Annotated in this window: 23 protein-coding genes; 16 read left to right on the forward strand and 7 right to left on the reverse strand. The window is 63.3% G+C overall.

Translation table 11 applies throughout. From position 1 onward, the window contains the following. The first annotated feature begins 131 nt into the window (after nt 1–131). The 12 genes from HMPREF0291_RS05505 (at nt 132) to HMPREF0291_RS05560 (ending at nt 10,315) form a co-directional block, all read left to right on the forward strand. Nucleotides 132–1,046 (forward strand): D-isomer specific 2-hydroxyacid dehydrogenase family protein, encoded by a 915-nt coding sequence (locus tag HMPREF0291_RS05505; RefSeq protein WP_005289195.1) that lies wholly within the window; start codon nt 132–134, stop codon nt 1,044–1,046. Nucleotides 1,047–1,063: 17 nt separating this feature from the next. Beyond that, nucleotides 1,064–2,347: a glutamate-5-semialdehyde dehydrogenase gene (locus tag HMPREF0291_RS05510; protein ID WP_005289197.1), complete on the forward strand. Its 1,284-nt coding sequence runs from the start codon at nt 1,064–1,066 to the stop codon at nt 2,345–2,347. A gap of 206 nt (nt 2,348–2,553) precedes the next feature. Continuing rightward, nucleotides 2,554–3,096, forward strand: a complete 543-nt coding sequence (locus tag HMPREF0291_RS05515; protein ID WP_156774812.1) for a hypothetical protein — start codon at nt 2,554–2,556, stop codon at nt 3,094–3,096. A gap of 30 nt (nt 3,097–3,126) precedes the next feature. Next, nucleotides 3,127–3,819: a nicotinate-nucleotide adenylyltransferase gene (gene nadD, locus HMPREF0291_RS05520; RefSeq protein WP_005289202.1), complete on the forward strand. Its 693-nt coding sequence runs from the start codon at nt 3,127–3,129 to the stop codon at nt 3,817–3,819. A gap of 58 nt (nt 3,820–3,877) precedes the next feature. Further along, a complete protein-coding gene (gene rsfS, locus HMPREF0291_RS05525) occupies nt 3,878–4,345 on the forward strand; it encodes a ribosome silencing factor (protein ID WP_005289207.1) in 468 nt (155 codons plus the stop codon). Between the two features lie 10 nt (nt 4,346–4,355). Then, nucleotides 4,356–5,039 carry a histidine phosphatase family protein gene (locus tag HMPREF0291_RS05530; RefSeq protein ID WP_005289212.1) on the forward strand — a complete coding sequence of 228 codons (684 nt, stop codon included), beginning with the start codon at nt 4,356–4,358 and terminating at the stop codon, nt 5,037–5,039. Then, nucleotides 5,039–5,842: a DegV family protein gene (locus HMPREF0291_RS05535; RefSeq protein ID WP_005289214.1), complete on the forward strand. Its 804-nt coding sequence runs from the start codon at nt 5,039–5,041 to the stop codon at nt 5,840–5,842. The genes HMPREF0291_RS05530 and HMPREF0291_RS05535 overlap by 1 nt, the downstream gene beginning before the upstream one ends. Nucleotides 5,843–5,981: 139 nt before the next feature. Further along, nucleotides 5,982–6,674 carry a ComEA family DNA-binding protein gene (locus tag HMPREF0291_RS05540; RefSeq protein WP_005289218.1) on the forward strand — a complete coding sequence of 231 codons (693 nt, stop codon included), beginning with the start codon at nt 5,982–5,984 and terminating at the stop codon, nt 6,672–6,674. A 29-nt stretch (nt 6,675–6,703) separates the two neighbouring features. Continuing rightward, on the forward strand, nt 6,704–8,311 hold the full coding sequence (locus HMPREF0291_RS05545) for a ComEC/Rec2 family competence protein (protein ID WP_005289221.1): 1,608 nt from the start codon (nt 6,704–6,706) through the stop codon (nt 8,309–8,311). Next, the gene (gene holA, locus HMPREF0291_RS05550; RefSeq protein ID WP_005289224.1) at nt 8,308–9,264 is read left to right on the forward strand and encodes a DNA polymerase III subunit delta; all 957 of its coding nucleotides are present in this window, start codon (nt 8,308–8,310) and stop codon (nt 9,262–9,264) included. The genes HMPREF0291_RS05545 and holA overlap by 4 nt, the downstream gene beginning before the upstream one ends. A gap of 83 nt (nt 9,265–9,347) precedes the next feature. After that, the gene (locus HMPREF0291_RS05555; protein WP_050748870.1) at nt 9,348–9,680 is read left to right on the forward strand and encodes an ankyrin repeat domain-containing protein; all 333 of its coding nucleotides are present in this window, start codon (nt 9,348–9,350) and stop codon (nt 9,678–9,680) included. After that, nucleotides 9,677–10,315 carry a LysE family translocator gene (locus HMPREF0291_RS05560; protein WP_005289229.1) on the forward strand — a complete coding sequence of 213 codons (639 nt, stop codon included), beginning with the start codon at nt 9,677–9,679 and terminating at the stop codon, nt 10,313–10,315. The genes HMPREF0291_RS05555 and HMPREF0291_RS05560 overlap by 4 nt, the downstream gene beginning before the upstream one ends. Here HMPREF0291_RS05560 and HMPREF0291_RS05565 read toward each other — a convergent pair. The 3 genes from HMPREF0291_RS05565 to HMPREF0291_RS11965 form a co-directional block, all read right to left on the reverse strand. Next, nucleotides 10,312–11,250: a CE1 family esterase gene (locus tag HMPREF0291_RS05565; protein ID WP_040423554.1), complete on the reverse strand. Its 939-nt coding sequence runs from the start codon at nt 11,248–11,250 to the stop codon at nt 10,312–10,314. The genes HMPREF0291_RS05560 and HMPREF0291_RS05565 overlap by 4 nt on opposite strands. A 123-nt stretch (nt 11,251–11,373) precedes the next feature. Then, nucleotides 11,374–11,637 carry a 30S ribosomal protein S20 gene (gene rpsT, locus HMPREF0291_RS05570; RefSeq protein ID WP_005289234.1) on the reverse strand — a complete coding sequence of 88 codons (264 nt, stop codon included), beginning with the start codon at nt 11,635–11,637 and terminating at the stop codon, nt 11,374–11,376. 166 nt (nt 11,638–11,803) lie between these two features. Further along, nucleotides 11,804–12,358, reverse strand: a complete 555-nt coding sequence (locus HMPREF0291_RS11965) for a type II toxin-antitoxin system PemK/MazF family toxin (protein ID WP_005289238.1) — start codon at nt 12,356–12,358, stop codon at nt 11,804–11,806. A 135-nt stretch (nt 12,359–12,493) separates the two neighbouring features. Here HMPREF0291_RS11965 and lepA point away from each other — a divergent pair, with 135 nt between their 5' ends. Then, nucleotides 12,494–14,365: a translation elongation factor 4 gene (lepA, locus tag HMPREF0291_RS05580; protein WP_005289240.1), complete on the forward strand. Its 1,872-nt coding sequence runs from the start codon at nt 12,494–12,496 to the stop codon at nt 14,363–14,365. Further along, on the forward strand, nt 14,365–14,895 hold the full coding sequence (gene thpR, locus HMPREF0291_RS05585) for an RNA 2',3'-cyclic phosphodiesterase (protein ID WP_005289244.1): 531 nt from the start codon (nt 14,365–14,367) through the stop codon (nt 14,893–14,895). The genes lepA and thpR overlap by 1 nt, the downstream gene beginning before the upstream one ends. On the opposite strand, the gene HMPREF0291_RS11290 is transcribed toward thpR, so the two are convergent. Both HMPREF0291_RS11290 and HMPREF0291_RS05595 read right to left on the reverse strand, forming a co-directional pair. Next, the gene (locus HMPREF0291_RS11290; RefSeq protein ID WP_005289247.1) at nt 14,886–15,989 is read right to left on the reverse strand and encodes a CPBP family intramembrane glutamic endopeptidase; all 1,104 of its coding nucleotides are present in this window, start codon (nt 15,987–15,989) and stop codon (nt 14,886–14,888) included. The two genes, thpR and HMPREF0291_RS11290, sit on opposite strands and share 10 nt — an antisense overlap. A gap of 6 nt (nt 15,990–15,995) precedes the next feature. Then, on the reverse strand, nt 15,996–17,918 hold the full coding sequence (locus tag HMPREF0291_RS05595; protein WP_156774894.1) for a BCCT family transporter: 1,923 nt from the start codon (nt 17,916–17,918) through the stop codon (nt 15,996–15,998). Between the two features lie 128 nt (nt 17,919–18,046). Between HMPREF0291_RS05595 and HMPREF0291_RS05600 the strand changes: the two genes are divergently transcribed. Beyond that, nucleotides 18,047–19,336 carry an alpha/beta fold hydrolase gene (locus HMPREF0291_RS05600; protein WP_005289253.1) on the forward strand — a complete coding sequence of 430 codons (1,290 nt, stop codon included), beginning with the start codon at nt 18,047–18,049 and terminating at the stop codon, nt 19,334–19,336. Between the two features lie 113 nt (nt 19,337–19,449). On the opposite strand, the gene HMPREF0291_RS05605 is transcribed toward HMPREF0291_RS05600, so the two are convergent. Continuing rightward, entirely contained in the window at nt 19,450–20,337 is an 888-nt protein-coding gene (locus tag HMPREF0291_RS05605; RefSeq protein WP_005289255.1) for a ribokinase, read from the reverse strand. A gap of 55 nt (nt 20,338–20,392) precedes the next feature. Here HMPREF0291_RS05605 and HMPREF0291_RS05610 point away from each other — a divergent pair, with 55 nt between their 5' ends. After that, nucleotides 20,393–21,691, forward strand: coding sequence for an acid phosphatase (locus HMPREF0291_RS05610; protein ID WP_005289257.1), 1,299 nt, complete (start codon nt 20,393–20,395; stop codon nt 21,689–21,691). Nucleotides 21,692–21,718: 27 nt separating this feature from the next. On the opposite strand, the gene HMPREF0291_RS05615 is transcribed toward HMPREF0291_RS05610, so the two are convergent. After that, nucleotides 21,719–23,098, reverse strand: a complete 1,380-nt coding sequence (locus HMPREF0291_RS05615) for an ATP-binding cassette domain-containing protein (RefSeq protein ID WP_040424283.1) — start codon at nt 23,096–23,098, stop codon at nt 21,719–21,721. Nucleotides 23,099–23,106: the final 8 nt, after the last annotated feature.

Raw genomic sequence — 23,106 nt, forward strand, 5'->3', positions numbered from 1 at the left:
AGATTCGAGCGGTGGGGTCAAAAGGCGATAATCAAAATGTAGGTGCGCCCGTAACCTGACCGCCCGCATCTATCAGTAGCTCACGAGCCACCGTGCCTCCCGCACTTCAAAACTCTTATAGGCTCGAAACCATGAAGTTCGCTATGCTGCCCAAACCGTGGCCCCGTGCCGTTGCCGAGCTCGAGGCTGCCGGTCACGAGCACGTCGGCATCGATGCCGATCCGGACGTGCTCGTCTATCACGGGGGAGCGGACGGTTTCCCGGAGCAGCTGCCGGAGAGTGTTCAGTTCGTGCAGTTCGCGTGGGCGGGTGTTGATGCCCTCGATGAGGCCGGGGTGATGCGCAATTCTGGTGTGCGCTGGGCCAATGCCGCGGGGCTGTATGACGATACGGTCGCCGAAACCACCCTCGCGCTTATCCTGGGCATCTTGCACCAGTTCCCGCGCGTGAAACCCGACGGGTCGACCACTCGCGACATCGCCTACGAGACGCGCTACCTTATCGAGGACATGACAGTGGCGGTCATTGGTGCCGGTGGAATCGGTAAGAAACTCATTGAATTCCTCTCTCCATTCCGCCGGCATGTGGTTGCAGTGAACCGCTCCGGCCGTCCTGTTGACGGCGCCGACGAGACTATCGCCATGGCCGATGCTGGCGACGTGTGGGGCCGCGCTGACGTGGTGGTTCTGCTCGCCCCACTGACGAAGGACACCCGCGGCATGGTGGACGCTGACGTGTTGGCGCAGATGAAGGACACCGCTGTGCTGGTGAACGTGGGCCGTGGGCCGCTCGTGGCCACCGAAGACCTTGTGGAGGCACTACAAAACGGCAGGATTGGCGGCGCGGCGCTGGATGTCACTGACCCGGAACCGCTGCCGGCCGATCACCCGCTGTGGGAGCTGGACAACTGCCTGATCACGCCGCATGTGGCGAATATTCCGCGCGTGGGCAAGGAGCGCATCGGTGGGTTGACATTGTCCAACTGGGAAGCGCTCGAACGCGGTGACGAGATGCCGACCGAAGTCGACGTGGAGGCTGGGTACTAGCGCTAGTCTTGGTCAGCATGACTATTACACCTGAGCGCGCCGCCGAGCGCGACGATGTCCTCGCGAAAGCCCGCGCCGCGAAGGCCGTCGCACCCAGGCTGGCCACTTTGCCAACGCCGGAGAAGGACGCGCTGCTCCACGCCGCGGCCGACGAGTTGATTGCGCGCACCGACGACATTCTTGCGGCGAACCAGCGCGACATCGAAGCTGGCCGCGAGGAGGGCTTGGATGAGGCACTCATCGACCGGCTGGCCCTGAGCGCGGAACGCATCGAAGGCATCGCCAGCGGCCTGCGCCAGGTCGCAGGTTTGAAGGATCCGGTGGGGGAGGTGCTGCGCGGCGGCATCATGCCCAACGGCATCACGATGAAGCAGGTCCGCGTGCCGCTCGGTGTGATGGGCATGGTGTATGAGGCGCGCCCCAACGTCACTGTCGATGCCTTCGGCTTGGCGCTGAAATCCGGGAATGTGGCGCTGCTGCGCGGGTCGAAGTCGGCGCGCCAGTCTAACGCCGCACTGGTCGGCATCCTCCAGGACGTCGCGGCATCCCGCGGCTTGCCGCGTGAGATCGTTCAGCTTTTGCCGTGCGATACGCACGATTCGGTTCAGGACCTCATCACCGCTCGCGGGCTTGTGGACGTGGTCATTCCCCGCGGCGGCGCTCGCCTGATCGAAGCTGTGGTGACGAATGCGACCGTTCCTGCCATCGAGACGGGTACCGGCAACTGCCACTTCTACATCGACCGCGACGCGGATCTGGATTCCGCCATCGAGATGCTGCTCAACGGCAAGACGCGGCGTGTTTCGGTGTGCAATGCCACAGAGACGGCGCTTATCGACGCTGCCTTGCCCGCTACCGACCAACTCCGCATCATTACTGCGCTGCAGGAGGCTGGGGTGAGGGTGCACGGAGACGTCGATAAGCTCTCGGCGCTTGGTGCGCGCGACATTGCTCCGGCGACGGACGTGGACTGGGCCGAGGAGTATCTCTCCATGGATATTGCCGTGCAGATTGTCGACGGTGTCGGCGGCGCGATCGAGCACATCGCGCGCTTTTCGACGATGCACACCGAAGCCATCGCGTCTCTGAATGCGATTACTTTGCAGAAGTTCGCTGCGGAGGTGGATGCAGCGGCCGTCATGCTCAACGCGTCCACCGCGTTCACCGACGGGGAGCAGTACGGAATGGGGGCAGAAATTGGAATCTCCACCCAGAAGCTGCACGCCCGCGGACCCATGGCGTTACCAGAGCTGACCAGCACAAAGTGGATCCTCGAGGGGGCTGGGCACACGCGAGTCTGACTGGAGTTTTGCCCCCGCGGGGGTAACGGCGCGACGAGCTTCGCAAGGCCGCAGGGGGCGGTAACCACGGCCGTTACTGCATCAGCCCATCCCAATGGGGCAAATTAATTTCAGGCCGTTTCGGATCTTGGGTTGGTCGAGTAAGATACCGGTAGGTTCACCGCACTTGGTTATCCGTAAGCACCCCCTGAATAGAAGGAATTTGTATGCGATCTGCACGTAAGCTTGCAGTGGCGACAGTTGCGCTAGTAACGAGCATGTCGCTGATGTCGGTTGCACAGGCTGAGGAGGCTACGGACACCTCGGAGGGTCTCTCCGTCGCCCCGTCTAGCTTGGCCCCGTCTAGCTCCGTCTCGTCCAGCTCCGCTAAGCGGAACGCTGACTCGTCTTCGGTGTCTTCGTCAGGCTCGTCTCAGTCGGAGCCGGAGCCGGAGTCGGATTCGCCGGATAAGGACACGCCTGCACCCGCAGTTTTGGTCATTGAGGATGAGGTGTACGGAAAGGTGGGCAACGAGTACAAGAAAGGAATACCCGTTGAGTCCCCGGGCATGATTTCCATGCCGACCCCGGCACCGGGCATCGCAAAGAAACCAGCACCGGACCCAGCGCCAATCGTTGTCACGGCTGTTGCCTCAGTGCTGCTCGTCGTTGGCGGCATGATGGCTGTCTTCAAAGCGATGTTCCCCTCATCCAGGATTAGGTGGTACTCGATGCCGGACGGCACTCTCGAGCCCTACAAGGTGAGTTAACCTGCGCAGATTCTGGTTAGATTGGCCTCAATGAATTCAGAAGCCTTTCCCACCGAGAACTCCCACCACCACGACAGCCCAGAGGCAAGCAACTCTGGCTCGGGTGGTGGGAGTGGTGTTTCTGGCCCACGCCGGATTGGCATCATGGGCGGGACCTTCGATCCGATCCATAACGGCCACCTCGTGGCGGCTAGCGAAGTCGCCGACATCTTCGACTTAGAAGAAGTGGTGTTCGTGCCCACGGGTGAGCCGTGGCAGAAGGCTGACAGGAATGTCTCCGACGCGGAGGACCGATACTTGATGACGGTCATTGCGACTGCGTCGAACCCCCGCTTCCACGTCTCCCGTGTGGATGTGGATCGGCCGGGGCCGACATACACCGTCGATACGCTGCGCGATATGGCCCAGCTCTACCCGGGGGATGACTTGTTCTTCATCACGGGAGCTGACGCGTTGGCCTCCATCATGTCGTGGCGTGACTGGGAGCAAATGTTCGACCTCGCCGAGTTCGTCGGCGTCACCCGCCCCGGATACGAGTTGGCGGAGGACATGCTGCCGGAGGTGCACCAGGAGCGCACGCATCTCATCGAGATCCCCGCGATGGCTATTTCCTCGACCGACTGCCGTGAACGCGCCGCTGACGGACGCCCGGTGTGGTACTTGGTGCCGGACGGGGTTGTCCAGTACATCGCAAAGAACAACATGTACGTCGGGTGGAAATGACTACCCGCCACATGGGAGAATACACACTGCCCATCACCGCACGTAAGGACCTGAACGTTTGACTGCTTCCGATACTGCCCGCGAACTTGCCGTTGTCGCCGCAAAGGCGGCTGATGAGAAGCTCGGCCGAGACATCGCCGTCATCGATGTCTCCAATGTCTTGGCCATCACCGATGTTTTCGTGATCGTCTCGGGTGATAATGAGCGCCAGGTCGCCGCGATTGTCGATGAGATTGAAGATGCGCTGACTAAAGCTGGTGCCGAGCCAAAGCGTCGCGAAGGTAACCGCGAGTTCCGCTGGGTGCTGCTGGATTACGGTTTGTTCGTGGTGCACGTGCAGCGCGATGCAGAGCGCGAGTTCTACGGTTTGGATCGTCTGTACACGGACTGCCCGCTCATTGAGGTTGAAGGCATCGAGCCGCCGCAGCGCCCCGGCCAGTTCACCGACGACGCGGGGGTGCGTAACCTCGAATCCATTGAGGACCTTCCGCTCGCCGGCGAGGGCCCTGCCAGCGACGATCTGTAGGAACCCTGCCATGACCCCCACCCGACGCCTGATCATGCTGCGCCACGGCCAGACCACGTATAACGCCGGCGGGCGCATGCAGGGGCAGCTGGACACGCCGCTGTCGGAGAACGGCGTTGAGCAGGCGCGTGCGGCCGCGGCGTGGGTCAAAGACCATGAGCACCCGGTGGTCAAAATCGTCTCGTCTGATCTGATTCGCGCCCGCGACACCGCGGAGATCATCGCGGAGCAGCTCGGCATTGACGTGGAGCTGGATCCGCGCCTGCGTGAGACGCACTTGGGGTCGTGGCAGGGGATGACGCACCACGACGTCGACGCGGAGTTCGCAGGTGCCCGCGCGTCATGGCGCCACAATCCAGGCTGGGCTCCGCCGGGCGGCGAGTCGCGTCTCGACGTTGCGGCGCGTGCGCGCCCGCTTATCGACGATCTGATGAACACCTTCCAGGACTGGGACGGCAACACAGTTCTTTTTGTTGCCCACGGCGGCACGATCTCGGCGCTGACGTCCAACCTGCTCGGCCTCGACGTCCCCCAGTACCCCCTGCTCAAAGGGTTGAACAACACCAACACCTCCCAGTTGATGGCCCGGCCCCGCTTCGAGGGCGCCGAGACTGCCGACGGATTCGTTTCTCCCGTCAACCCTGATGACGTGCAGTGGTACCTGGAGGCCTGGAATCAAGGGTTGGCGCGCTAATGGCTATCCGGGTGGTCACTGACAGCGCGTCTGGTATCCCGCAGGACATGGCAGACGAGCTGGATATTACGGTTCTTGACCTGCACGTCATGAATGACGATGAGGACAAGGAAGACACCACGTCCGGGCTGAGTTCCCTGGAGCTCGCTGCCGCGTATGCCCGCCAGCTGGAACGTGGCGGGGACGACGGGATTGTCGCGTTGCATTTGTCGAAGCGTCTGTCCTCGACATGGTCGGCGGCGGTGAGTGCCTCAGCTGTCTTCGGCGACCTCGTACGCGTGGTGGACACTAATTCGGCCGGCATGGGCGTGGGGACGGCCGCTGTCATCGCCGCGGCCTTTGCCCGTGCGGGCGCGGACCTTGACGGATGCGTGGCCGCCGCCGAAGGGACTCTCGCCTTGACCGAGACGTGGCTTTACCTGCCGCAGCTCGACGAGATCCGTCGCTCCGGCCGCATTTCCGCCACCACAGCTGTCCTGTCTGCGGCACTGCTGGCCACGAAGCCGATTCTGCGGCTGAACGACGGCAAGCTGGAGCTGGCTATGAAGACGCGCACGCAGTCGAAGGCGTTCAGCAAACTCGTCGGTCATGTGGCGCAGCGCGCTGACGACATGGCTGTCTGGGCTGCAGTCCAGTACAGCGGTGACAAGGAGGCGGTCGACGCGCTGCGCGATGCGCTCGAGGAGGCTCTTCCGGAAGGCTCCACGGTAGGGGTGTACCCGATGACCGATGTGATCACCGCGCACACAGGTGAGGGTGCGATCGGGTTGACGGTCCTGTTTGCCACACCTGCCGTCGATTAGCGCTCAGGGGCCCTCAGAGCTGTGGAGTTCTTGGGCTTTGTGGATAACGTCAGCGGTTCGGTGACGTGTCATCACGGTTATCCACAGGAAAAGCGATGGGGGCTTCACGTAGCACTGACACGCGCATACCTTGAGCGGCATGACCACGACGAAGGCAGCTGAACGCCTCAAAGAACTAACACGGCCGACGGGGGAAGAAGACGTCATGCGCGTCGAGTACCCCGAAGCGCGCCTGACCGTCACGCCCCGGCAGGCCGGGGTAGCGGTGGCTGTCGTGGCCGCCCTTGTCATCGGCTGGTTCTTGCTGCGCGACGGGCCATCGTCAGCAGAATCCTTGGAACCGCAGTGGTCAGCGTCCGAAACCGAAGAGGGGGCTAGTCCCGAAACCATCGTCGTGTCGGTGGTGGGGGCTGTGGCGAATCCAGGGTTGGTCACGCTCGACAACGGCGCACGCGTGGCAGATGCACTGGAGCAGGCATCCCCGCTCCCCGAGGCGGACACGATGACGCTCAACCTGGCCCAGTTGCTTGTCGACGGTCAACAAATCCACGTCCTTGCCCACGGGGAATCCCCACCGCTCCCGCCTGCAGGCGACCCAGCGGGAGGCCCCGGGGGAGCCGGAAGCGGGAGTGATTCAGGCGGTGGGATCTCATTGAATTCCGCTTCTGCCGGTGAACTGACTGAGTTGCCCGGGGTTGGTGAAGCTACTGCCGCGGCGATCGTCGCTCATAGGGAAGCCAACGGGCCTTTCACGGCTGTGGAGCAGTTGATGGATGTCAAGGGCATCGGCCCGGCGAAGTTCGACGCGGTCAAGGACCTAGTGACCCTCTAACGAGAACCGGGCAAGAGGGGGAGGGGAGAATGTCCGAGCTGCGTCTTGTGCCCGCCGCCGCGACCGTGTGGGCCGTGACTCTCGTGGCCATTATGTTCGGGATCCAGCCTGGAGCGCTTCTCGTGGTTGCCATCGCACTGGCAGCTCTCGCGCTTCGACAACCGGGGCATGCCATGCTCACTGCTGGGTTAGGCGCCTGCGCGCTGGCGGTGACATGGGCGCGGATTGTCGCAGCGCAGGCGTATGAGATCGGGCACACTGTCGTCGGGACCATCAGCGGCACACCACGGGAAGTGACCGGCGGAGGCTGGCTGGTGAAGCTGTCCGTGAACGGGTATCCCGCGGCGATTCCGGTGTTCACGGAGACGGTACCGGATGGCGCTGCTGCTGGATCCCTTGTGGAGGTGTCGGGCCAGGTGGGGGAGAGCAGCCGACCCGGGGTGGGGACGGTTGTCATCAACGGGGACGTGGCCGTGCTCGGGCCACCAACGGGGTTCGCCGCCTGGGCGGGGGACGTGCGGGAAAAGTTCGCGGTCGCTGTCGAGAACGCTGTAGGCGAGCATGCCCAAGGCCTCATCCCCGGCATGGTTCTCGGAGATGTCTCACTGCAATCCGCCACAGAGCAGCAAGCGTATGTCGACACGGGCTTGAGCCACTTGAGCGCGGTGAGCGGAGCGAACTGCATGTACGTCGCTACATCGGCTTTATTGGCGGCACGGATGATGCGGGCGGGTTTGCGCGTGCAGCTCGTCGCCGCTGGGTGTGCGCTGCTCGTCTACGCGGGACTGGTCGGACCGGAGCCGAGCGTGCTGCGGGCGTCCGTGTCGGGCCTGGTCGGGTTTGTGGCGGTCATTAGTTCAACCCGGGCCGAGCCCATCCACGCACTGTGCCTGTCCGTCATCGGCCTGGTATTGGTCGACTCGGATCTCGCCGTGGACTTCGCCTTCGCGTTATCGGTGGCGGCGACAGCCGGCATCGTCGCGGTGTCACCGCTGTTCTACCGGATGCTCGCACCCCTTGGATGGCCGGACATTCTCAACCGGGCACTATCGGTAGCGTTGGCAGCCGATCTGGCTACCGCCCCAATCATCGCGGGGATGGTGGGGCGGGTCTCTGTGGTGTCTGTGATAGCCAACGTTGTGGTCAGCCCCGTCACGGGGGCGGTGACGGTGCTGGGCATGGCGGCAGCGATCCTTGCGCAGATTCATTCTGCCCTCGCGGCACCGGTGCTGTGGTTCGTAGCGCCGATGGCGGGGTGGATCCGCACCGTGGCTGAGATCGGTGCGGGGCTACCGGGCGCGACTGCCCGCGCCGCGCCACTGGTGGTGGTTGTGTGTTACGGATGGATCATCGCGGGCTTTTGGGCCAGGCGGCCGAGACTGACCGTGGCGTGCGGGGCGGTAGTTCTCACCATCGCAGTAGCCGGAGGAACCACGAACTCCCCGGGGTGGCACGATCCAGGGGATGTTGACGCAGAACAGGCACATGTCGTGAACACAGAAGAGGACGTGGAGCCGGTTCCACCCGGCACGACATTGGTGGTCGTGCTTGATCGGGAAGCTGGCCAACAGTCACGGCCGGTGTTCACCCGCAGCGGCATTCCGGTCATCTACACAGGACGGGAGGGCATACAATGACGGTCATGCTCCACCCGGTCCACTTCGTCGTCGGCGAGGATGACTTCCTCGCTGAGCGCGCGACGCAGAACATCATCGCCCAGGTCAGCCCAGCCGCCGAGGTGACCACTCTGCGCGCCGGGGACGTCACCGAGGGTGAGTTGCTGCAGGCGACCAGCCCCTCGTTGTTCGCCGAAGAGCGCGTCGTAGTCATCAAAGACACCGACCTCGCCGGCAAAGAGCCCACCGAGCTGCTGCTCCAAGCGGCCGTGGATCCCGCACCGGGCATGACGTTGATCATCGTGCACAGCGGAAAGGGTCGCAATAAGTCCTACGTGCAGAAGTTCCGCAAGGTGGCGGAAGTCCATGCCGCGGACCCGCTGAATCAGCGCGACCGCCAGGGCTGGGTGATGAACGAATTCCGCAGCCACGGCATCCGCCCCACCCCCGACGTCGTCGGGGCGCTGCTCGAATCGGTCGGCTCGGATCTACGTGAGCTCGCCTCTGCGATCGCGCAGTTGGTGGCCGACACCAAAGACGCGAGCGGCACCAACAGTGAGATCACAGTCGCCGACGTGCGGGCCTACTACACCGGCGTGGCCGAGGTGTCCGGCTTCGATATCGCCGACCAAGCCGTTGCCGGGCGCACAGACCGTGCACTGGCGAGCACACGGCGCGCGCTGCAATTGGGCATAAGCCCGGTAGCGATCGCGGCAGCGTTGGCGCACAAGGTGGGCGACATCGCCAAGCTCTACCAGACTCGCGGCAACCCGGACCAGGTCGCGCGCACCATCGGCATGAACCCGTATGTGGCCAAGAAGACAATGCAGATTGCCCGCGGCTGGTCGGGGGACGCGGTGAGCCGGGCGGTCATCATCGTCGCGGAACTCGACGCGGAGGTCAAAGGCCAGGGTGGTGACCCGGACTTCGCCATCGAGGACGCAGTGCGCCGCATCGCCCAGCTCGCCGCCTAACGGTGCGTGCTATTCTGCGGACCGTGACCGACAACCAGCAGATCCCAGACGATGTTCAAGAGTTCGCCACCCGCCTGTTCAACATGGCGCGTACCGGCGACATGACACTGCTGGACTACGTTAACCAGGGCGTTGACCCGGATTTGAGCAACCAGGATGGCAATAGTTTGCTCATGCTCGCCGCCTACGCGGGCCAGCTGGAGGTGGTGCGCGGGTTGATTGCGTGCGGGGCGGACGTCGATAAGCAAAATGCGCGTGGGCAGTCTCCGCTCGCAGGCGTTGTGTTCAAGAAGGAGGACGCGATCGTGCAGGTGCTTATCGACGCTGGAGCTGACCCGCACGCTGGCGCCCCCTCCGCCATCGACACTGCTCGGATGTTCGGCCGCGACGACTTGGTGGAGTTGATGGGCGGGTGAATCCCGCCGACTTCGCGGTCCTCTTCCTGCTCAATCTCGCCGGGGTGATCACCCCGGGGCCGGATGTCGTCCTGATCACGCGGCTGGCCACTCGGTCGCGCAAGCACGCCGCGGCGGCATCGCTCGGTATCTCGCTGGGCGCGTTGATGTGGATCACTCTCACTGTGCTTGGCGCGGCGGCGGTGTTGACGGCGTTTCCGCGCGTGCTGGTGCTGCTGCAGGTTATCGGCGGAGCCTGGATTGTGTTCATGGGGGTGGCGATGGTGCGGCAGGGCATGCGTGACCGCGGCCAGCCGCCTGCAGATCTTCAGGACGCAGTAGATCGTCTCGGATCAGTTCGCGCGGCATTCTTCACAGGGCTGGCCACGAACTTGTCCAACCCGAAAATCGTTCTGTTTCTCGCAGCACTCATTGCCCCGCTTCTGCCGCCGAGTCCGTCGCTTGGCACGGCGCTGCTGGTGATCGTGGCACTATGGCTGCCCGCACTGCTGATCTTCCTGCTCATCAGCGTCGTGGTGTCCACCAAACGAGTGCGCCGTAAGTTGCTCGGTGCTGGTCCCTCCATAGACATCGGAGCCGGCGCGTTCTTCATCGCGGCCGGCTCCGGATTAGTCATCCGTGGGGTAACGGGTTAGCCCAGAAAGAAGTTCACCGTCTCGCGGGTGGCGCTCGGGTTGGTGAACCAGGTGTGGCCGCCGCCGCTGACCTTCTGCACCTGGGTCTTCGCCTTGCACCCCTGCGGGTCGAAGACAGTGGTGTTGCCAACCCGGCGGTTGTTCACGCTGTTCATGTTGCAGCCGTTCTTCCCGCCGAAGTCCCAGAAGACACTGCGCACGTCGCGGTACTGCCCGCCGTGGCGGTTTCCGCCGTTGTAGGAGACTATGTCGTCATTGTCGGCGTGCATGATGAGTGTTTTCACACGGCCTGAGGCGCAGTTGGTCACCGTCGGGTTGTAGTACGCGCCGGAGACACCGGCCACGCCGTCGACCAGGTCAGGGGCATGGCACGCCAGAGCGAGCGCCATGCCGCCGCCATTAGACAAGCCCGCCGCGTAAACACGGCTACGGTCGACGTTGTGGGTGCGCGCCAGGTCGTTGACCACCGCGCGGGTGTAAGTGACGTCAGTGTTCACCGAGGTGTTGGCGTACGGTGCACCGCCCCAGGCGTTGTTGACGCCCTGGGCGTAGACGATGATGGCGCGGCTCCCGGCCGCAGACTCGAGCTTCTCATAGCCGCGGGCCTGGTCGGCGTTGTGCTGCCATCCGCCGAAACCGATGATGACGGGGTAGGCCTGGCCTGGGTTATATCCCTGGGGAACGACCACGGTGTAGTGGCGCTGCATTCCCCCCACCTGGACGGTGCGCTTGATCGTCTGCGAGCCGGCCCCGGCACCCGCCTTGGGCAGGAAATCCAACAGGTCAGAAGACATCTGCGTCAGCTGGTTCAGGTTCGTCTGGGAGGACAGGTTAGGGATGTCCGAAGAGCTTTGCGCACCCGCTGCGGGCACCCCTGCTGCGACGCTGAGTGCAGCCGCCATGAGTGCTGCTGCACCCCGTCGTTTAAAATTCATGAGGGGATTATACGACGGGGCCCCCGGGCTGTCACTTTAACCCCCGCGAATTCATCAAACTTTCAGCAAAAACCCGCCCACCGCAGTTGCGGAGGGCGGGTAAGCGGTGAACGCAGCCGGAGCTTAACCGAGCTTGTTCAGGGCGCGGGCCATGTTGGACTTCTTGTTGGCAGCGTTGTTGCGGTGGAAGACACCCTTGGACACTGCCTTGTCCAGCTTGCGGGAAGCAACACGCAGCTGCTCTTCAGCGCCTGCCTTGTCGCCGGCCTCAACAGTCTCGTTGAACTTGCGGATCTCGGTGCGCACTGCGGAACGGACTGCCTTGTTGCGCTGGCGGCGCTTCTCGTTGGTGAGAACGCGCTTCTTCTGCTGCTTGATGTTAGCCATGAAAAATACCTCTTAGCTTTGTGATGATCTTGTGCGATTCTGTACGCACCTCACGCGAACCCAAGGTCCTGCCCGCGGTCCATGCCGACGTGAAACGGCAAACGGTGCAAACAACGTGAACACCCTAGCAGTGCGACCCCCGCGCACCCAAAACGGTGAAGACGAGCTATGCCCAGTCGAAGCGCTTGCGCAAGTGCTCAGCCACGCGCTCGAAGCGCCGCGCCGGGAATAGGGCACCGCGACGGCGCAGGTCTGTTTCCGGAATGGACAGCGTCTTATCCATGCGCACCCAGCACGGCTCGCCGGAGGGTTTCCACTCGCCGGAACCGATGGGCATCCAGTCTTTTTCGTCAGCGTGGTTCTCGTCGGCGGAGATGAGCAGGCCCAGCACGTCGTGGCGGTCGCGGCCGACAACGAGCATGGAGCGCTCCTTCGGTGGGGTGGTGGGCACGTTGAACCACACGACCTCCCCGGGCTCGGCTTGGCCGTCCATGTCGGGAGCGTAGAAAATGCTGCGGGCAATGTCGCCGGTGGGCACGACACGGGTGCGGGCTGCGCGGCGGTGCTGGTTCGCCTCGGTGTACCCGAGGCGCTCATTGATCAAGTCCAGACCTTGATCCAGCGGCGAGGCCTCTTTATCCCGTTTGTCCCGGTTTTTCACCCACCGGAGAAGGCCGCGTTCGTCCGCGGAATCTGCCGATTCGCGGCGCCACAACTTCATAGCCACCTAGCCTAATGCCCGACAGATTCCGGAACAAGCATTTATGCGTCGGTGAATCATGGTGTCCGTGGCAGAGCTCTCGGGCCGGGTAGGCGCTGAGTCTGTGGTTGCCGGCACTGCGGTAAGGTGACCTGCGTGGCTAGGGCAACAAATTTCGCGTTGGAGACGTTCACGGATCCGTCCAAGATCCGCAACTTCTGCATTATCGCGCACATCGACCACGGCAAGTCGACGTTGGCGGACCGCATCCTGCAGCTGTCCAATGTTGTCGACGCGCGCGATATGCGCGACCAATACCTCGACAACATGGATATCGAGCGCGAACGCGGCATCACCATCAAGGCGCAGAACGTCCGCCTGCCGTGGATCCCAACCAGCGGACCCCACGAAGGGGAACAGGTCATCCTGCAGATGATCGATACCCCGGGCCACGTGGACTTTTCCTACGAAGTCTCTCGTTCGCTCGATGCGTGCGAGGGCGCCATTTTGCTTGTCGACGCAGCCCAAGGCATTGAAGCCCAGACCCTGGCCAACCTCTACATGGCCATGGAGAACGATCTGGAGATCATCCCGGTCCTGAACAAGATCGACTTGCCGGCCGCTGACCCGGAAAAGTACGCCGAGGAAATCGCCCACATCATCGGCTGCGAACCGGATGAGGTGCTGCGCGTTTCAGGAAAGACCGGCATGGGTGTGCCGGAGTTGCTGGATAAGGTCGTGGAACTGATTCCGCCACCGTCCTCACGGAGTGAAGACGGTGAAACTAACGACGCCGACGCGCCCGCCCGCGCGCTGGTTTTCGACTCTGTCTACGACACCTACCGCGGTGTGGTCACCTACATCCGCATGATGGACGGCAAGCTCGAGTCCGGCCAAAAGGTGAAGATGATGAACACCGGGGTCCAGCACGAGATCCTGGAAATCGGCATTGTCTCGCCGACCATGCAAAAGGCAAAGGGGCTCGGCCCGGGCGAGGTCGGCTACCTCATCACCGGCGTGAAAGACGTCCGCGAGACCCGTGTGGGCGATACTGTCACCTGGGCGAACAAGGGTGCCGACGAGCCGCTCGAGGGCTTCGAAGACGTCAAGCCCATGGTCTACTCGGGGCTGTTCCCCGTGTCCCAGGAAGACTTCCCCACGTTGCGCGAGAGCCTGGAAAAGCTGCAGCTTAACGACGCTTCTTTGACCTGGGAGCCCGAGACCTCCGTCGCCCTCGGCTTCGGTTTCCGCTGCGGATTCCTGGGCCTGCTGCACATGGAAATCACCCGCGACCGCCTCGAGCGCGAATTCGACCTAGACCTGATCTCCACCGCGCCGAGCGTGACCTACCGCGTGGTGGCGGAAGACGGCACCGAGCAGCTCGTGCACAACCCCTCCGACTGGCCCGGCGGCAAGTTGCAGGAGGTCTACGAGCCCGTTGTCAACATGACCATCATCGTCCCGCAGGAATTCGTGGGCACGACGATGGAGCTGTGCCAGTCCAAGCGCGGCACCATGAAGAACATGGAGTTCCTCTCCGAGGAGCGTGTGGAGCTGCGCTACATCATGCCGCTCGGTGAGATCATCTTCGACTTCTTCGACATGCTCAAGTCCCGCACGAAGGGCTACGCCTCCCTCAACTACGAGGATGCCGGCGAGCAGGAAGCAGACCTGGTGAAGGTCGACATTCTCCTCCAGGGCGAGCCGGTGGATGCGTTCTCTGCGATTGTCCACCGCGACTCCGCGCAGTGGTACGGCAACAAGATGACCAAGAAGCTCAAAGAGCTCATTCCGCGCCAGCAGTTCGAGGTGCCCGTCCAGGCCGCCATCGGCTCGAAGATCATCGCCCGCGAGAACATCCGTGCGCTGCGCAAGGACGTTTTGTCCAAGTGCTACGGCGGTGACATCTCCCGTAAGCGCAAGCTGCTGGAGAAGCAGAAGGCCGGTAAGAAGCGCATGAAGAACATCGGCTCGGTCACCGTGCCGCAAGAAGCGTTCGTCGCGGCGCTGTCGACCGACGAGGAATAGTGATCCGGCTCTTCGCTGCACTGTTTCCTTCGGAGGAAGCGCGCGAGCACCTCGTTGCGGCGCTGCGTCCAATCAGGAAATTCTCCCGGCAGGAGATCCGCTGGACCGACCCCGACAACTGGCACGTGACCCTGGCGTTCTACGGCGATCAGCCGAACGATGGAGCTCAGATTAGTGAGCACCTCGCACAGGTGAGCGCTTTCCATACCGCGCCGACGTTGCACGTCTCCGGCGCCGGGGCGTTTGAGCAGAGGACATTGTGGATGGGGCTCGGGGGCGACCCGATCAAAGAGCTCATGGCCGAGTGCGCCCTGCCGGATATGGATGTGAGACAGCGGCCGCACATGACGGTCGGCAGGGCCGGGAAACGCTCCCGCGACCCTTACGCCATCCCGGACATCGTCCGCGCATTGTCTGTCTACCGCGGCCCGGAATTCACCTGCGATGAACTGTGTCTTGTCCAATCCCACCTCGGGGAAGGTCGCGGCGGAGGGCCCCGCTACGAGGTCCTTGAGCGCTTTCACCTGTAGTACGGCGGCACAGGCGGGTACTGCGCAGGCGGGGGATACTGTGGCTGCTGGTACTGCACCGGTAGAGGATTCCGCGATGGGGGATACTGCAGGGGCTGCGGAACCGGTTGTTGGGGGTGTTGCGGCTGCGGCATCTGGTGCGGCGGAACGTGGCCTTGCAGTGCAGGGTGCGGCGGGTACGGAGGTGGCGCAACGGCGGGGTAGTGCACACCGGGCTGGGGTCGGGCCGGGGCGGGTTCGCGGGCTGGCGGCGAGAAATTCCAGAACACGATGAGCAGAATGGCGAACAGGACCCACGTGGACAGTTCGGAAATGAAGATCAGCGAGGGGCGCTCCGTGATGTCGGCGTCGATTCCCATCAGGGCGTACCACTCGACGGACATGTTGTTGCCCGCGTGGAAGGCGATGGCCACCTCCAAGCCGCCGGTGCGGTGGACCAGGATGGACGCGAAGACGGCGAAGATGGCGACGAAGAACAGGCCGGCAGGGTCGTAATCGTGGGCTAACACGAAGAAGGGAATGGGCAGCAGGTACGCCAACCAGGGTTTGCGGATCCATGCCCCGACGATCTGCGGTAATGCCCCGCGGTAGATGATCTCCTCCGCGGCGCACTGCAACGGGGTGTAGGCGGCCACGATGAGCAGGATGATGAGGGAACGCTCGTCAAAATCGGGCAAGAAGGTGCCGGTGGAGGCGAAAACGGCATCCAGGAGCGATGTGACGATGTGAAAGGTAGCGACTACGAGCGCGGCCCGCCCGAACAAGCCCCACCGGAATCGGTTGTCCACCGACCACAGAGCACGCGGGCGGCGCCCAGTGATACGGGCAGCGAGAAACGGGGCGGGGATCATGGCAGCCAGGCTGCCGTAGAGCAGGAACTTCATTGCCGGGTCGGATTCGTCGAGTTCTTCGAAGGTACCCCTCAGTGGAAGCGGATAATCGACAGCCACCAGTGCGAACCCGACGACAAGGATGAACGCGAGCATCAAGGCGAAACTAAAGGCTGTCAGCAGGATCAGCTCGATGAACGGGTGCCACGGCGTGTACTTTCCCAGCCGGTGTGTCCGCGCGAGCCGGTGGTAAGGCAAGCTCATGCCTGTCTAACGTTCGGAGTCTGCCGTTTGTTCGCCCGTTTCGGATTCGACATCGGAATCAGGGTCGTCCTCGTCGACTCGGTCGTCGACTTCCTCGCGGGTGTAGCCGTCTTCCCATGTGTCGGTTTCGTAGTCGTAGCCGACGCGGTTGCCGTCTTCGTCATAACGCTCGTACCAGCTGGTGTACTTGTCATCGGAGGAGTCAAAGTCCTTGCCTGCACCGTCACCGTAGCGCGACTCCTTGATTACCAGCTCGAAGTTGTCGCCATAATCCTCAAGGCCGTGCCACACCGCGTACTGCAGCGCGGACTCCGCGTAACGGTCACGGATGGTGTGCGGATCAGTGGTCAGGTCGCGGACGAAGGAGAACAACAGGCCCAACACCACCAGCGAGAAGGGCAGGGCAATCAACACCGTCAGCGACTGCAGGCCGCTTAGGGCATCCTCGCCGCCGGCCAGCAGCATCACCACGGCCACGCCCATCATGCACAGGCCCCAGAAGATGGAGACCATCTTGTTGGATTCCGGGTCGCCCTTCGAGGACATGGTGCCCATGACCACGGAAGCAGAGTCTGCGGTGGTGATGAAGAAGACGGCCAGGATAGCGATGAGCAGGTAGGGGGTGAAGTTGGATAGCGGAAGCGCGTCGAAAAGCGAGAAAAGCACTTGTTCTGGCGTGGACTCGCCGTCGAACCCGGGGACGCCCTCGCGTGAGAAGGAGATCGCAGTGCCGCCGAAGATGCTGAACGCCAGGATGAGGATGCCGGTAGGCACGGCCACGGTCATGAGGATGAATTCGCGCAGGGTGCGGCCGCGGGAAATTTTTGCCAGGAACGTGCCGACGAACGGCGCCCAGGAGATCCACCATGCCCAGTAGAACGCAGTCCACTCGGATTGGAACGCCAGCGTCTCTTCGCCCCAGGACAGCGAGCGCGACGCCATGTTGAAGAACTCGTGGAAGTAGTACAGCGTGCCCGAGGGGATCAGGTTGATCAGCAACAGGGTGGGGCCGGTGAGGAAGATGAAGAGTATTGACGCGAAAGTCAGCGTGATGTTGGTGTTCGACAGGATGCGGATGCCCTTGGACACACCAGAGACCGCGGAGATGACAAAGCCCAAGGTGAGGGCCCCGATGATGGTCAGCAGGATCGGGTTGCCCACTTCGAGGTCGGTGACAATGCCGAGACCTTCCCCGATTTGCAGGGCGGCGATACCGAGCGATGCCGCGGTTCCGAACAGGGTGGCGGCCACAGCCATGATGTCGATGGTGCGGCTGAGGATGGTGCCGTTGTTCGACTCGCCCATCAGCGGCGCGAAGAGTGAGGACATCAACAGCGGGCGGCCGCGGCGGTAGGTGGAATAGGCGATGGCCGCGCCCACGAGGGAGTAGATCGCCCACGGGTTCAAACCCCAGTGAAAGTTGGACTGGGCGAGCGCTTGGTGCATGGCGGTCTCGGTGCCGGCCTCGTTTGTCAGCGGTGGTGGATCGAGGAAGAATTGCAGCGGTTCAGACGGGCCGAAGAAGAAGATGCCCACGCCGATGCCTGCGGCAAACATCATGGCCACCCACGAGAAGCGGCCGAACTCCGGTTCCTCGTCGTCCTTGCCCAGACGGATCTGGCCCATGCGGCTGAGCGCAATCACCGCAACGAGAAGCACGCAGACGAACATCACGATGTTGAACAGCCATCCGGCGTGCTCCATGCCCCAGGCGAATGCTTCACCTGCTGTCTCCGAAACCGATTCCGGGCTGTAGACACCCCACGCGATGAATCCCACGATGAGCGCTGCCGCGACACCGAAGACGACCTTGTCCACTCCGAATTCGTAGCGCTGCTCTTCAACGCTGATGCCGCGGATCAGACCGGGGTGCATCCCGTCGGGGTACTTGTCTTTGTCGCGGGCCTTTCGGCTGGCGTCGGGGTGCATCACCGAGCGGATCGGCTTCGGCAGGGGGCTGCCGGAGGGCCGTGTGCTTCTCGTGCTGGACATGAAGTATCGCCTTCCTGGGTTTTAGGTGTGCTCAAGATTCAACCAGGTTCTGGCATACTTATCTGATGATCTCCACAATCATCCCCCCGAACGCGCGTACGCGGGAACATACGCTTCAGGTCCCGTGGGACCGCGAGCGCCCGGAGTTGGGCACCTTCGAGCTGTTCGCGCGCGAGCTCTACGCGCACGGGGACGGAGAGAGCCTTCCGCCACTGTTGTTTCTCCAAGGCGGCCCCGGCAACCCCGCACCGCGCTTCATGCAGGGCTGGATTCCGGAGGCGTTGCAGCACTACCGCATCTTCCTCATGGATGAACGCGGCACGGGTCGTTCCGGCAAGATCGACCGCGGCACGCCGGAGCTTATCGACGAACGCATCTTGTCCAAACTCCGCTGTCCCGATGTCGTCGCTGACGCGGAGGATTTGCGCCGGCACCTGGGGTTTGCGAAGTGGGACGTGCTGGGCAACTCGTTCGGCGCGCTGTGCACTGGAAGTTACCTCTCGTGGGCACCGGGCGGCATCGGCCACGCGTATCTCACCGGGGCGCTGCCGCAGCTGGGCTGGTCGCCCGAGGTGTACAACGAGGTCACACTCGGCCTTTTCCACGCGCGCATCGAGGACTTCTACGCCACGGTGCCGAATGCGCAAGAGCGCGTCCGGGAGATCTGCGACCATTTGAACAACGTCGAGGAATTCCTGCCCACGGGTGAGCGGCTCACCGCGAACCGTTTCCGTTTCGTAGGTGTTGCGCTCGGCGAGGAGCAGGGTTTTCATTCGTTGGCGATTTTGTTGGAGGAGCCGTTTGACCGTCGTCACGCGGACAAGCGGTTGCGCAAAGACTTCCTGGCGATGGTCAATGACTTTGTCTCGCTGGAACGCAACCCGCTGTGGGCGGTGCTGCACGAAACGCTCTTTGGCTGGCCGGGGCAGGCGCCGAACTGGGCGGCGGAACGCACGATGGCCGGACGGCCGGGCTTTCGGCTTGACGCAGACCCGACGAACCTGGACGAGCCGTACTACCTGCTGGGCAACTACTTCTTCAAACACCACTTCGACGAAGATCCGGCACTGATCCCGTTCCGCGAAGAGGTGCACAAGCTCGCGCAGAAGACGGACTTCTCCCGGGTGTTCAACGAGGAGCAGCTCTACGTCAACGAGGTCCCGGCAGTAGTTGCTCTATACGAGCAAGATATGTTCATTCCCTTCGAGATGGCCTGCGAGAACGCAGCGAAGATTGGGAACATGAAGGTCTGGTCGCACCCCGATTGGGCCCATGACGCGATCTATGCCCACGGCGCAGAACTGTTCCGTGGGATTTATGACGCAATGCACGGCGAGGGTGCTTCGCAGGGTTAAACTATCCGGCATGGACACCATGTTCGAGACTTTGGATGCCATGTTTGAGTACACCGAAGAGCACGTCCTCGACCCCGCGCTGTTGTTCTACATCTGCCGCTAGCCGGGGCTTGCTAGAGCTCTCCTGCTAGCGGGTAGGAGGCTTGGGCTCCGTGCCGGGTCACGGAGAATGCGCCGACCTTCGCGGCGAAGCGCGCGGCGTCCACGATGTCTGCGCCGTGGACGAGCTGGTGGCACAGCGCACCCGTGAACGCGTCGCCCGCCCCGACCGTGTCCACCGCCTGCACACGCGGAGAGTCGATCTTCTCGCTCATGCCGTCGGCTGCGACGAGTGCACCGTCTGCGCCGAGCGTGATCACCACGGAAGCAAAGCCAGCCTGCATCAACGCGTCCAGCTGCTTCTGCGGGTCGTCTGGGGAGGCGTGGCCGAGCATCTCCAGCACGCCGGCAGCCTCATGCTCGTTCACCACGAGCGGATCGGCCCGCAGGAGAACGTCTTGGTCGACGTCGATGACCGGCGCTAGATTGATCACCACGCGCCCACGGCTCAGCTCGACCGAGCGCTTGAAACCGTCAGCAGGGATTTCGCCTTGCAGCAGGACAAGTTCCGCTGTCTCGATGAGAGCTTTTTGCTTCTCGACGGCACCAGCCCCCATCTCCCCATTCGCCCCCGGCACCACGATGATCGTGTTCTCTCCGTCCTCAGCGACGGTGATCACGGCTAAGCCAGTGACTTCCGTGCCGATGATAACTCCACTGAGATCTACCCCCGCTTCTTTCAGTAGAGCGGTCGCGTCCTCGGCGTTGGTGTCGTCGCCGACAGCGCCGACCATGGCGACGGAACTGCCCAGCCGCGCGGCGGCAACGGCCTGGTTCGCGCCCTTGCCGCCAGCGGAGATGCCCCCGCCAGTGCCCAGAAGAGTCTCGCCCGGATGGGGGTGGCGCGCGACACCCACGGTCAGGTCTGCGTTGATGGAACCGACCACAACAATCTCTGCCATACCCCCAGGGTAGGGAAGTACTGCAGGGTGTGCGGGGCCGGGTTACTCTCATCGCATGAAGCGTCTCCTCCCTGCCATTTTCTCCACCGCACTGGCCGTTGCCGTTCCTGCTGTTTCGCTCACCGCCGCCCCGGCTCACGCTCAGCCGTTGGGTCACGTGAACTTCAACCTCCCGCCGAACTCCAAGGTCACAGTGCCGCAGCTGCGCGATCCGAACACCGGATCCTCGACCGGACAGGTTCCCCGCGAGGCCAGCGGCGCCCCGCAACCGGTGCCGTTCAGCCCGGATTACCTGGCCGGCTACATTTCCGATATCTCGCCTTACCAGTACGGCATTTACGCCGAGGTCAACCGCCTCTTCCCGTCCCTGCGCGACAACCGCCCCGACGTGATGGACTCCAACCTGCAGCAGGTCATCGCCATCAACAATGCTGCATCCTCCGACCCGGAGCTGGTGCGCCGCGCTCAGGTCGACGCTGTCGCCTCCTCCGACGAGCTGCTGGTGACGCTGTCGGAGGGTCTTGGCGAGGAATTCGGCAAGCAGTTCCGCGACGCCCTGCGCGAAGGCCGCCTACCCAAGACGCAGTACCTGCTGGGGAACGGCTACCTGGCCCGCTCCGGCGGCATCGCCAGCTCCACCTTCGCCGAGAAGCAGATCTTCAACTACAACCGCCCGCACGTGGTCGCCCCGGATCGCATCAAGCGCTACAACCCGCCGGGGGAGGACCTGTACCTGACCTCGAAGTCTTTCCCGTCCGGCCACACCAACCAGGCTGCGCTAGTCACTTCGCTGCTGGCGTACATGGTCCCGGAGGCTGCCCCGCAGCTCCACTACCGTGGTGCTGAAGCCGGTCACAGCCGGATCGTGCTGGGGGTGCACTACCCGCTCGATGTCATCGGCGGGCGCATGTCCGGCCAGGCTGCTGCTGCGGATCGTCTGAATGACCCGAAGATGCGCAACGCGTTCGACCAGGCTGCCGCTGAGCTGCGCGCCGAGATGCAGTGGCGCACCGGCAAGTCCATTCCGGAGCTGGTGGCATCCGATAAACCGTATGTGCCCACCGCGACGGCCGTGGAGCAGACCACGAAGTGGAACACCTACGACTTCAAGCCGATCTACCGCACCGACGCCCCGATGATCGTCCCGCAGGCAGCGCCGACGCTCATCGCGGCGAGCTTCCCCGAGCTCAACTACCACCAGCGCGCGCAGGTCATTGCGCAGACCGCCACCGCGCCGGGCAACCCGCTGGACTGGCAAGCGGAGGGCGGTTCCTGGCAGCGCGTCAACCTGGCCGCGGCGACGTCTGCGAAGGTCAACGTCAACCAGGACGGATCGGTCACCGTTCTGCGTTAGCGGCGATCTCCTTCCTGCGTTTGAGCGCTAATACTCGAACGCAGGGATGGAGGCCAGCAGCTTGCGCGTGTACTTGTGCTGCGGGTTCGCCCACACGTCTTCGGTCGGGCCGGTCTCCACGATGCGGCCCTTGTGCAGCACCGCGATCGTGGGGCACACCTGCCGTACGACGGACAGGTCGTGGGAAACGAAGATGAGGGTGAGTTTGTCGTGGACCACAAGGTCGTCGAGAAGCTCGAGCACCTGAGCCCGCACTGACACGTCGAGCGCCGAAACTGGCTCGTCGGCAATGAGGATTTCCGGGCGCGGGGCAGCGGCGCGCGCAATGGAGATGCGTTGGCGCTGCCCGCCGGAGAACTCGTTGGGAAGACGATCGCCCGTGCCCTCCAGGCCGACTTGGGCCAGCACCTCATCCGCGCGTTGCTTATCGGTGCCGGATTCACGGATCGAATCGCGCACTTTCCGGCGCGGATTCAGCGAGGAGTAGGGGTCTTGGAAGACCATCTGCAAGCCGCCGTCGACACGCACGGTGCCACTATCTGGCTCACCTAGACCTGCGATGAGTCGCAGCAACGAAGTCTTGCCCGAGCCCGATCCACCGACGATGCCGAGGCGCTCGCCTTTGCGGACGGTCAAAGAGACGTCATCAAGCGCGAGCGTGTCACCGCGGCGCCAGGTGACGTGGTCAAGTTCAACGATCGGCTTATCCGCGTCGCGCACCAGCGCCGGTTCCCCCGGCCGCGACGCCGCGACCAACTGTGCTGTGTAGTCCACCTGCGGATTCTTCAGGTCCGCGTCGGGGTCAACGATGCGCCCGTCCTTGAGCACGATGATCCGGTCCGTCATCCGGGAGATGACGCCAAGGTCGTGGGTGATGAACAGCAGCGCCATGTTGCGCTCCCGGACCAGGCGGTCGAGCAGATCGAGGATCTGCGCCTGAACGGTCACGTCGAGGGCTGTGGTTGGCTCGTCGCAAATAAGCAGGTCCGGGTCGCCGGCAATAGCTAGGGCGATGAGCACGCGCTGGCGCTGGCCGCCGGAGAGCTCGTGCGGATAGGCGGCGGTGCGCTCAATGCCGACCTCGCGCAGGAGTTCGCGCGCGCGATCTAGCGAGCTGGCCTCAGCGACTTGGCGCTCGACCGTCATGAGCGGGTCAAGTGCGGTCATCGGTTCCTGGAAGACCATGGCCACGGTGGTGCCGCGCATGCTGCGGGTCACTTCTTGGCCATGCACGGTGATCGAACCGGAGACCTTCAGCCGCGGGTCGACCAAGCCCATGATGGACATGGCGGTCATGGATTTGCCGGAGCCGGACTCACCGATCAGGCCCACGCGCTCACCGGGGGAGATGTCGAAGGAAATGTCCTCCAGGATCCGGGGGATCGAGAGGCTTTCTACATGCACCAAGGGAGTTG

This window comes from Corynebacterium genitalium ATCC 33030, from assembly GCF_000143825.1.
GTDB lineage: Bacteria > Actinomycetota > Actinomycetes > Mycobacteriales > Mycobacteriaceae > Corynebacterium > Corynebacterium genitalium.

Coding starts and splice junctions, on each gene's coding strand:
- HMPREF0291_RS05515 (WP_156774812.1), top strand. CDS start 2,554: ATGCGATCTGCACGTAAGCTTGCAGTGGCGACAGTTGCGCTAGTAACG.
- holA (WP_005289224.1), top strand. CDS start 8,308: ATGACGGTCATGCTCCACCCGGTCCACTTCGTCGTCGGCGAGGATGAC.
- HMPREF0291_RS11965 (WP_005289238.1), bottom strand. CDS start 12,358: ATGAAGTTGTGGCGCCGCGAATCGGCAGATTCCGCGGACGAACGCGGC.
- nadD (WP_005289202.1), top strand. CDS start 3,127: ATGAATTCAGAAGCCTTTCCCACCGAGAACTCCCACCACCACGACAGC.
- HMPREF0291_RS05610 (WP_005289257.1), top strand. CDS start 20,393: ATGAAGCGTCTCCTCCCTGCCATTTTCTCCACCGCACTGGCCGTTGCC.
- HMPREF0291_RS05595 (WP_156774894.1), bottom strand. CDS start 17,918: ATGCACCCCGACGCCAGCCGAAAGGCCCGCGACAAAGACAAGTACCCC.
- HMPREF0291_RS05565 (WP_040423554.1), bottom strand. CDS start 11,250: ATGAATTTTAAACGACGGGGTGCAGCAGCACTCATGGCGGCTGCACTC.
- HMPREF0291_RS05535 (WP_005289214.1), top strand. CDS start 5,039: ATGGCTATCCGGGTGGTCACTGACAGCGCGTCTGGTATCCCGCAGGAC.
- HMPREF0291_RS05545 (WP_005289221.1), top strand. CDS start 6,704: ATGTCCGAGCTGCGTCTTGTGCCCGCCGCCGCGACCGTGTGGGCCGTG.
- HMPREF0291_RS05540 (WP_005289218.1), top strand. CDS start 5,982: ATGACCACGACGAAGGCAGCTGAACGCCTCAAAGAACTAACACGGCCG.
- HMPREF0291_RS05600 (WP_005289253.1), top strand. CDS start 18,047: ATGATCTCCACAATCATCCCCCCGAACGCGCGTACGCGGGAACATACG.
- HMPREF0291_RS05605 (WP_005289255.1), bottom strand. CDS start 20,337: ATGGCAGAGATTGTTGTGGTCGGTTCCATCAACGCAGACCTGACCGTG.
- HMPREF0291_RS05530 (WP_005289212.1), top strand. CDS start 4,356: ATGACCCCCACCCGACGCCTGATCATGCTGCGCCACGGCCAGACCACG.
- rpsT (WP_005289234.1), bottom strand. CDS start 11,637: ATGGCTAACATCAAGCAGCAGAAGAAGCGCGTTCTCACCAACGAGAAG.
- HMPREF0291_RS05555 (WP_050748870.1), top strand. CDS start 9,348: ATGGCGCGTACCGGCGACATGACACTGCTGGACTACGTTAACCAGGGC.
- HMPREF0291_RS05510 (WP_005289197.1), top strand. CDS start 1,064: ATGACTATTACACCTGAGCGCGCCGCCGAGCGCGACGATGTCCTCGCG.
- HMPREF0291_RS11290 (WP_005289247.1), bottom strand. CDS start 15,989: ATGAGCTTGCCTTACCACCGGCTCGCGCGGACACACCGGCTGGGAAAG.
- HMPREF0291_RS05505 (WP_005289195.1), top strand. CDS start 132: ATGAAGTTCGCTATGCTGCCCAAACCGTGGCCCCGTGCCGTTGCCGAG.